Origin of the sequence: Rhodococcus sp. BUPNP1 (assembly GCF_002215235.1) — a bacterium.
GTDB lineage: Bacteria > Actinomycetota > Actinomycetes > Mycobacteriales > Mycobacteriaceae > Rhodococcus.
In genome coordinates this window covers 1-7,555 of sequence record NZ_NERM01000059.1, presented here as the reverse complement: position 1 = coordinate 7,555, position 7,555 = coordinate 1, and the positions used below count along the sequence as shown (strand labels likewise).

At 62.2% G+C, this 7,555-nt stretch carries 9 protein-coding genes; 7 read left to right on the top strand and 2 right to left on the bottom strand.

From position 1 onward, the window contains the following. The first annotated feature begins 383 nt into the window (after window positions 1-383). The 7 genes from B9C99_RS25205 (at window position 384) to B9C99_RS25175 (ending at window position 6,661) form a co-directional block, all read left to right on the top strand. A complete protein-coding gene (locus B9C99_RS25205) occupies window positions 384-1,406 on the top strand; it encodes a carbon-nitrogen hydrolase family protein (RefSeq protein ID WP_088899769.1) in 1,023 nt (340 codons plus the stop codon). A 36-nt stretch (window positions 1,407-1,442) separates the two neighbouring features. Further along, window positions 1,443-2,345, top strand: coding sequence for a fumarylacetoacetate hydrolase family protein (locus B9C99_RS25200; RefSeq protein ID WP_033098388.1), 903 nt, complete (start codon window positions 1,443-1,445; stop codon window positions 2,343-2,345). A gap of 2 nt (window positions 2,346-2,347) precedes the next feature. After that, window positions 2,348-3,115, top strand: coding sequence for an Asp/Glu racemase (locus tag B9C99_RS25195; RefSeq protein ID WP_033098387.1), 768 nt, complete (start codon window positions 2,348-2,350; stop codon window positions 3,113-3,115). 1 nt (window position 3,116) lies between these two features. Continuing rightward, a complete protein-coding gene (locus B9C99_RS25190; RefSeq protein ID WP_033098386.1) occupies window positions 3,117-3,815 on the top strand; it encodes a GntR family transcriptional regulator in 699 nt (232 codons plus the stop codon). 17 nt (window positions 3,816-3,832) lie between these two features. Next, entirely contained in the window at window positions 3,833-4,444 is a 612-nt protein-coding gene (locus tag B9C99_RS25185) for a flavin reductase family protein (RefSeq protein ID WP_088899768.1), read from the top strand. Window positions 4,445-4,476: 32 nt separating this feature from the next. Then, on the top strand, window positions 4,477-5,169 hold the full coding sequence (locus B9C99_RS25180) for an adenine phosphoribosyltransferase (protein WP_088899767.1): 693 nt from the start codon (window positions 4,477-4,479) through the stop codon (window positions 5,167-5,169). Window positions 5,170-5,455: 286 nt separating this feature from the next. Further along, a complete protein-coding gene (locus B9C99_RS25175) occupies window positions 5,456-6,661 on the top strand; it encodes a hypothetical protein (RefSeq protein WP_253250201.1) in 1,206 nt (401 codons plus the stop codon). Window positions 6,662-6,703: 42 nt separating this feature from the next. Here the strand turns inward: B9C99_RS25175 and B9C99_RS26400 are convergent, their stop codons facing one another. Further along, the gene (locus B9C99_RS26400) at window positions 6,704-6,952 is read right to left on the bottom strand and encodes an integrase core domain-containing protein (protein WP_172415089.1); all 249 of its coding nucleotides are present in this window, start codon (window positions 6,950-6,952) and stop codon (window positions 6,704-6,706) included. Then, on the bottom strand, window positions 6,879-7,555 hold a 677-nt coding region (locus B9C99_RS25165; protein WP_143543608.1), incomplete at its 5' end, for an IS3 family transposase. The genes B9C99_RS25165 and B9C99_RS26400, both read right to left, overlap by 74 nt.

Genomic DNA, 7,555 nt, shown 5'->3' with positions numbered 1-7,555 from the left:
GTTGGCCACCGTCCACAACGCTCCGGCGCCCATCGTCTCGAGCCGGCGGTAGAACTGCACCAGCTCGTCGGTGTCCTCCACGCGGGACCGGCCGAGGATGTCTTCCCTCATATCAGCAACTCCTTCCTACATCACTGCGGCGGAACAAACGCGTTGTGAGGGAACGGTAGACCGTAATTTGATCAAATGCGAGACCTGACAACGAAATTTTTCATGACGGAAACATGACTAGGCAAGAGGCACTCTTCGAATAGGTGGTGAATTAACTGCTCAAGCCTCTGAACGCCCAACTCTCGATCGAGGCACCTCTTGCGAGTAGACGTATAATTTGATCAAATCCTAGGCATGATGGTCTACACGTTCAGCAACGAAGGACACCGGAGATGACCGCATACCCGAAGTTTCGAGCCGCCGCAGTGCAGGCGGCTCCGGAGTTCCTCGACACATCCGCCACGGTGGACAAGGCATGCCGTCTGATCGCAGAGGCGAGCGCACACGGTGCTGAGCTGATCGCGTTTCCCGAGGTGTTCGTCTCGGCGTACCCCTACTGGAACTGGACCATGACGCCCGTTGAAGGGGGCCCCTGGTTCGAAAAGCTATTTCACGCAGCCATCGACATCCCCGGGCCCGAAGTGGCGGCCTTGTGCGCCGCTGCTCGCGCAGCCGATGCCCACGTCGTCATCGGAGTAAACGAACGAGATCCGTACTCCTTGGGCACGCTGTACAACTCGGTCCTGTTCATCAGCAATACCGGTGAACTACTGGGCGTCCACCGCAAGCTGGTGCCGACCTGGGCCGAGAAGCTGACCTGGGCCGGCGGAGACGGCAGCTCACTGCGCGTCTACGACACCGGAATCGGGCGACTCGGTGGACTGGCCTGCGGGGAGAACACCAATACCTTGGCCCGGTTCAGTCTCCTGGCACAAGGAGAGCAGGTCCACATCGCCAACTACATCGCCCTTCCCGTTGCACCGGCCGAGTACGACATGGTCGAAGCCATCAAGACCCGCGCTGCTGCACACAGCTTCGAAGGTAAGGTTTTCACCATCGTCGCCTGTGCCGCGATTACAGATCAGATCGTCGATACCGTGGCACACAACGAGGCCGCCCGCGCGCTACTTGAGCGTCCGCACAGTGCCTTCAGTGGCATCTTCGGTCCGGACGGGCGGCTGATGACCACGCCCCTCATCGACGAGGAGGGAATCGTGTACGCCGACATCGACATCAATGCATCGATCCAACCCAAACAGATGCACGACATCATCGGCCACTACAACCGGTTCGACATCTTCCAACTCAGCGTCAACCAGCAACCGCAGTCCAGCGTCGTCCTCAACAGTCACCAGGCACCTACCTTCCCACCTCCCCACTTCACGGAAGTTCCTGGCGAGACCGAAACGGCCTAAGGGATTTCCGTACATTCATCGAACAAGGAGAATTTCGTGCGCTTTGTCAACTTCAGCTTCGGCACCGACGGGGAACGTCATCTCGGAGTCGTCCTCGACGATGCTCTCGTCCTCGATCTTGTCCCCGCCCTGCAGTCGGTGATCGATGTTCCCAACGATCTACGCGACTACATCGCCGCTGGCCCGGACCTGCACCGCCGGGTCGCCCAGACCATCGCCACCACCCAGTCCTGGCCCGCAGAAGCCACCCGTTCACTGGACGAAGTGGTGCTGCACGCCCCATTCCGTCCCGGCAAGCTCATCGGTGTCGGACTGAACTACGTCGAGCACGTCGAAGAATCGAGCCGATCCCTCGACACCGACGAAAATCTGCCGACGCGGCCGGTGCTGTTCAGCACACCGGGCACCGCGGTGATCGGCCCCGACGAGCCGATCCTGCACAACAGCGAGCTGACCGAACAGCTGGACTGGGAATGCGAACTCGCCGTGATCATCGGCGATATCGCCAAGTCGGTGACCGAAGACGACGCGATGAACCACGTCTTCGGCTACAGCATCGTCAACGACATCAGCGCCCGCGACCAGCGCCGCTCCGGGCAGTGGTTCTTCTCCAAGGGACAGGACAGCTACAAGCCCTTCGGTCCCATGGTCGTCACCGCGGACGAACTCGGTGACCCGCACACCCTGCAGTTGTCGCTGACCGTCAACGGTGAGCAGCGCCAAAACGGAAATTCTCGGCACATGTTGTTCAAGATTCCCCAGCTCATTGCCGATATCACCTCCGGAGTCACTCTCGAACCCGGCGATATCATCGCCACCGGCTCCCCTCAGGGCGTAGGTGCGGCGATGACCCCGCCGACGTACCTGACCCCGGGTGATGTCGTGGCCGCAACCATCGAAAAGATCGGCACCCTGGCCAACCCCGTCAAGGCGGTCTGACCATGACCACACCGGCTTCCCCCCGCGCCTACCGCATCGGCCAGATCGTCCCGAGTTCCAACATCACGATGGAAACCGAGATCCCCGCGATGCTGCGCGCCCGCGAAGAGGTCGAACCCGAGCGCTTCACTTTCCACTCCTCGCGTATGCGGATGAAAGAAGTGACCAAGGCTCAGCTCGAAGCGATGGACGACGAGTCCGATCGCTGCGCCCTGGAACTGTCCGACGCCCACGTCGATGTCCTCGGCTACGCCTGTCTGGTAGCGATCATGACCCGCGGCGCCGGGTACCACTGCACCTCGGAGAAGCGCCTGCACCAGGTGACCGTCGACAACGACGCCGAAGCGCCGGTGGTCACCAGCGCCGGCGCCCTGGTTGACGGGCTGAAGGTGCTCGGTGCCCGTAAGGTCGCCCTCATCGCCCCGTATATGCGCCCCTTGACCGAGCAGGTCGTCGACTATATTTCCGGTGAGGGCTTCGAGGTCACCGACTTCATCGCCCTCGAAATTCCCGACAACCTCGAGGTCGGTTCCCGGGACCCGATGGCGCTGGTGGACATCGTCGAACGGCTCGACCACAGTCAGGCCGATGTAGTCGTGCTGTCTGCGTGCGTGCAGATGCCGTCGTTGGCTGCCGTCCAGGTCGTTCAGGACCGAATCGGCAAGCCTGTGCTGTCTGCAGCCGTCGCCACCACCTACCAGCTGCTGAAAGAACTCGGCCTGAAGCGGTACGTTCCCCGTGCAGGCGAACTGTTGAACGGGAGCTACTGATATGACCGCAGCCGGAGTGAAGAAACCCAAGCGCTCGACAACACTCGAACAGGCGTACAACGCCATTCTCGAGTCCATCTGCAACGGTGATATCCCGCCGGGCGCTCCACTCCGGCTGCAAGAGCTGTCGACCACCTTCGGGATGAGCATGATGCCCATCCGCGAGGCACTCCGCCAGCTCGAGGCCATCGGCGTGATCGAGATGACCCCCCACAAGGGGGCGCGGGTCCGAGAAATATCGACGGACGACCTCATCGACACCTACCGGACCCGCATCACGCTCGAAGGCATCCTCTGCAGCCGCGCCGCCGAAAATTTCGACGCCGACGACGAAGCGGCGGCCCGCGAGGCATTGGAACGGCAGCGCATCGCACTCGAAGACGGCGACATCATCGAGGCTCGCATTGCACACAAGGACTTTCACTACGCCATCTACCGCGCTGCCGGCTCGGTATGGATGCTCCGCTCCATCGACCCGACCTGGCTCAACAGCGAACGCTACCGTGTCACCAGCGAACAGGATGGTGACCAACTCACCCTCCGCCGCGAAGAACACGAACGCATGCTCGCAGCGTGCGTTGCTCACCGGCCCGAGCAGGCCCGCCAAGCCTTGCGAACCCACCTGATCAGCACCGTTGCCCATCTGGACAAGAACTTGGCCAAACGCCTGGACATCCTTACCGCCGGGGCGTGCTGTTGACCCAAGGCCGCTCCCCCATGTACTCGATCGACCCGACCGCCGACTCATATACTCGCTTCGATCCGGCCGTGATGCGTGCTGCGGACTTCTATCACGTCCTGGCTGCCTCGGTGGTGCCGCGCCCCATCGCCTGGGTGTCGACGCGCTCGAGCGCCGGGATCTTGAATCTCGCCCCGTACAGCTTCTTCACCGTTGCCTCCACCAAGCCTCCGATCGTGCAGTTCAACTCGGTCGGTCACAAGGACAGCTGGCGCAACATCACCGAAACCGGTGAATTCGTTGTGAACATCGGGACCGAAACACTCATCGACCCCATCAATGCCACCTCCGAATCCTTTCCATACGAGATCGATGAATTCACGCAAGCGGGAATGAACCCCCACGACAGCGATGTCCTGGCTGTCCCTCGAGTTGCCGAAGCGCCGATCGCGTTCGAATGCGTCAAGCACACGATCGTGGAGATGGGAAACTGCTCATTGATCTTCGGACGCGTCGTCAACGTCGTTGTCGCTAGCGCCGTACTGGCCGACGACGGACTTCCCGACTTTTCCAAGGTCGCACCGCCGAGCCGACTCGGACGTTCCGAGTGGGGCCTTGCCCCATCCACGGTGACACGCGTACGACCCTGACACCTCCAACGCAAACCAGCAGGAGCATCGCGATGCGCATATATCCCGTGATCCACGTCCACGATCTCGACCAGGTGTCCGAACAAGTCGAGGTCGCTCGTCGACATCCCATTTCCGGAGTCTTCCTCATCGACCACGACGCAGATGACATCCGCCTGGCCCGATGCATCGATCACGTCCGCCTGAAGCACCCCGACATCTTCCTGGGCGCAAACGTCATTCGCCGCAGCGCAACTGAGGCACTGAACATCCTCGCACCGCACTTTCCTGGCGGTATTCCTCTCGACGCCATCTGGACCGACAACGCCGGCGTCTCCCTCGACGGCGACGACCACGAGTTCCGTTCACTCCACTCAGCACGAGAACGAACCGGATGGACCGGACTGCACTTCGGCGGCATCGCCTTCAAATACCAAACTCCCGTCTCAGAATCCGATCTTCCCCGCCTGGGCGAACTCGCACGCCGCCACGTCGATATCCCCACCACCTCCGGACCCGGCACAGGACTAGCCGCCGACACTCACAAACTCGAGGCCCTTCGCGAGGGACTCCACGACCATCCGCTCGCCTTGGCCAGCGGGGTCACGCCGGACAACGTCGAGTCATTCATAGGCCTTGTCGACCATATCCTCGTTTCCACAGGAATCGCCGACGACAACGACCGCATCGACTCCGGAAAGTTGGCGACCCTCCTCGAACGTTGCACTGTCGAGCAAAGAAATTAATCCTAATTCCGTCCCCGCGTAGACGGTGAAGCACCGAGCGTTCCCGCGTTCCGCTGAAAACGGAGAGGTTGACGGTGTGTGCTGTTCGACGATGGTTGAGCAGCACAGAAGAGATTCGTCTCTACGCTTGATTCGTGTCGACGAACAAAATCGCAGGGGATGTCCTCTAGGGAAGAGATGGAGAAGCCCCTCGTGTCCCGAGCACGGACACATCCACTCGTTCGAGTCCAGGGGTGTGTCGCACGATGGGATATCGTTGGCGCCATGCTGACACTTCGTCGAAAGAATGACTCCGCCTGCTGAGTCCGGTGGCGCCCTTGACCGCGCCGCCATGACCGAACTGCTCACCACGCGGTTCGCAGAACCCATCGCGGTCTACCGTGATCTGCTCCGCGGCCTCGCCGCCACCGGAGAGCCCCCATATCACCAGTCGGTGCTGCTCGATACTCATCCTGTCGAGGGGCCGTCGTTGACGACGCCACACCTGCGGATCCAGGTGAGCTACAGCTATCAGGACGCCGACGAGCTGGGATCATTCCCTGCGGAGATGAGGCCGGTGTGTGTGCGGATCCATGTGCAGGGCTATCCCGATAAGTATCCCGACCGTCGGGCAGCGGGCTCCGATCTGGTCCACGAGTACCCGGCCGTCGAACCGGAAGCGTGGGCGCGTGCGGTGCTCGGCCGACAGTGGTCGGATTATGCGTACCAAATGATCCGCCGGACCGATGTGGACCGGCGCATGCGCACCAACCTGATCTACACCCAGCCACTGTTCGTGGTGTTCGTCGCCTCGGACGGCACACCGGTGCTGGCCCCGGACAACACCGCCTGGAACCGGTTGTGGCTCAAAGTCATCGACGCCCGCAAACTCGATCCGGATCCCGAATCGAGGGCACTGCAAGAACACATCGCCCGGGTCGGCCCGTACGCCCCGACCGCAGGAATCCGCCATCCCGACACCGAACCCGACGGCGGCTGGCGCCTGGAGGTCACCGGTGTGCCCCTCGACCGGCTCACCGACACCGCGGCCGAGACGGTGCGCGCACTGCGCAACGGTATCCGGGTCCGCGGCAGGATCGCCACGCAGTTCCGCCCGGTCCGACTACACGTCGAACTCGACCACGTGGTGGTGTACTTCAAGTGGGCCCGCAATCCGAACACCTTCGCTGTGACCATGCATCCACCCCAGACAGGCGACGAGCTTGCCGGTCCGCCCTGGCGCACCCCCGCCGCCGTCGCCGGCACCATGATCTCAGGATGGCAAGAGGAACTGTGTACAGGTCTGCTGGTGCGCGGTACCCGACGCCGCGACGGCGACACCATCCACATCTCGGCTCCGCCTTCTACCCCGGTCCACCCAGAATATTGGGTCAGCGAGGTCGCGCTGCACGAACGCTGCGGGGTGTGGCTTGCTCGCGAGGGCCTCGACATCGACCGGCCGCTCGAATGGAAGAACACGGGTGTACTCGCGTGTGTGGCAGGTCCCCGATAGTCGGTCCGGTCGGTTCTAGAGCCGATTCCTACTTGCAGTCGATCAGTCGATCTCACACGCCACCGGCTGGTGCCGGTGAGTGCATCCGGCAGCGTACTCGGCAGGAGTTCGGTACCCCAGCGCCAAATGACGGTGCCGGTGATTGTGGTCGTCCTTGAAGTCCTCGATCACCACCCGGGCCTCGAGCAGAGTGGGCCAGTAGTTTCGGTTGAGACACTCATCGCGCAACCGGTTGTTGAACGACTCGATGAACCCGTTGTTCCACGGCGTGCCCGGCGGAATGTAGGACATCCCCACCGACCCAGCACAGAAGTCCCGCAGCGCTTCCGAGATGAACTGAAGGCCCATTGTCCATCCGCAGCACCAGCGGCGGCCCACCCCACATCGCGAACGCCTTCTCCAAGCCCTCAATCAACCGGTCGGCGGTGATCGAGCGGTCCACGATGTTCAACAACGACATCCGGGTATGTTCGTCGACCATCGACGCGATCTTCACCGTCTTGCCGTCGACGGTCGAGTCGAACTGGAAGTCCAATGCCCACACCACATTCGGAGCATCCGCGTCGACGATCGGAACCGAGGACAGGCCGGCACGTTTGCGGCGTGGAGCACGCCGGACCTGCAGCCCTTCTTCCTTCCACAGGCGGTGGATCTTCTTCTTGTTCACCTCGATGCCCTGGTCGTAGCGCAGCCATGCCCACGCCCGACGAAACCCGTGCCGCGGATGCTTGCGGGCATATCTGCGCAACTCTGCGCGCAGATCGGCATCCGGGTCGCCTGGTGTCTGCGCCAACGGCAACCGCCGGTAAACCGATCGGGAGAGCCCAACGACCTTGCACGCGAACCGCTCCGACATCTGCATAGTGCCGGTGAGCATGGTGATCGCGGCGCGTT

Excerpts from the sequence above, each read along its gene's own strand:
- B9C99_RS25195 (WP_033098387.1), top strand. The coding sequence starts at position 2,348 with ATGACCACACCGGCTTCCCCCCGCGCCTACCGCATCGGCCAGATCGTC.
- B9C99_RS25175 (WP_253250201.1), top strand. The coding sequence starts at position 5,456 with ATGACTCCGCCTGCTGAGTCCGGTGGCGCCCTTGACCGCGCCGCCATG.
- B9C99_RS25205 (WP_088899769.1), top strand. The coding sequence starts at position 384 with ATGACCGCATACCCGAAGTTTCGAGCCGCCGCAGTGCAGGCGGCTCCG.
- B9C99_RS25185 (WP_088899768.1), top strand. The coding sequence starts at position 3,833 with ATGTACTCGATCGACCCGACCGCCGACTCATATACTCGCTTCGATCCG.
- B9C99_RS25190 (WP_033098386.1), top strand. The coding sequence starts at position 3,117 with ATGACCGCAGCCGGAGTGAAGAAACCCAAGCGCTCGACAACACTCGAA.
- B9C99_RS26400 (WP_172415089.1), bottom strand. The coding sequence starts at position 6,952 with ATGTCCTACATTCCGCCGGGCACGCCGTGGAACAACGGGTTCATCGAG.
- B9C99_RS25180 (WP_088899767.1), top strand. The coding sequence starts at position 4,477 with ATGCGCATATATCCCGTGATCCACGTCCACGATCTCGACCAGGTGTCC.